The following is a 930-nucleotide window of genomic DNA, read 5'->3' as shown; positions in this document are numbered from 1 at the left end:
CCGGATCACTTGCAAATGCCGGTGCTGTACGGTCGATCGTAAACCATGCCCCTTTTCCATATCCATTGATATATCCGTTGTCCACTCCACGGACAACGATCTTATAATCTCCTTCTGCCCACTTATCGCTGTTGATAGTGGCTGATCCGCTGGATGTTGTTCCGATCTTTGTCGAACTGGAATATGGCACATAATTTGAATTTCCTTCCGCGTTATTAACCCATGTTGCCAGACGGTATTCCACTCTGTTTAATGATTTTGCATTGATCCCTGTCCATGCAAGCTTGATCGAATGCGTATTCTTTCCAACATATCTTGGTGTCGCAGATGCACTGGCTGCTGTTGTTGGTCCGTCATAGTAAGTCACTGACAGTTTCGGACGGTTTGCGGAAGCCCTTGAACCATAGAACTGTCCATAACTCTTTGTCTCATCAGAGTTCTTTAACATCACTCCGTAAGATGTGATCTTCCCGGAAGCACACTCCCTTGCATACTGGGTCAGATTGATGCTTCTTCCTTTCTTGGCTTTTCCTGTTGTCTTCACACTTCCATAGTTGGTGCTGTATCCCGGACGGTTGCTCCATTTTAATCCGGATCTTGTCCATCCTCCTGTGACTCTTCTTGCCTCGATCGTCTGTCCGCTCTGGCTGCTTCCTGTCTCATACATCGTAAGGGTTGCACTGTCCACGTATTTTCCTTCGATCTTCTTGGTAAAATCCTTGAAGCGGAGATAGGTACGGTAAACTCCCTGTTTGGCTTTTCCTGCCATCATGGCTGTGATGCCGCTGTCATAGAAGTTTGTATTCTTATAAGATCCGTTGATCACATAGACATCCCAGAAGTTTGTGGAACCGGTCCATGATACGGTCGGATCGATCGTTACCGGATATTCCCGGTCTTTCTCCTGAAAGTAATCTTCATCAAGATGCA

Annotated in this window: 1 protein-coding gene; it reads right to left on the bottom strand. The window is 46.3% G+C overall.

The genetic code is table 11. The features are described 5' to 3' along the window. Positions 1-930: DNRLRE domain-containing protein (locus tag KE503_RS14355; RefSeq protein WP_212385713.1), on the bottom strand; the 930-nt coding region annotated here is incomplete at both ends.

Source organism: Anaerostipes sp. Marseille-Q3525 (assembly GCF_018223505.1).
Lineage (GTDB): Bacteria > Bacillota > Clostridia > Lachnospirales > Lachnospiraceae > Anaerostipes > Anaerostipes amylophilus.
The sequence above is the reverse complement of the archived record's forward strand: the minus strand, read 5'-3'. Positions and strand labels throughout refer to the sequence as shown.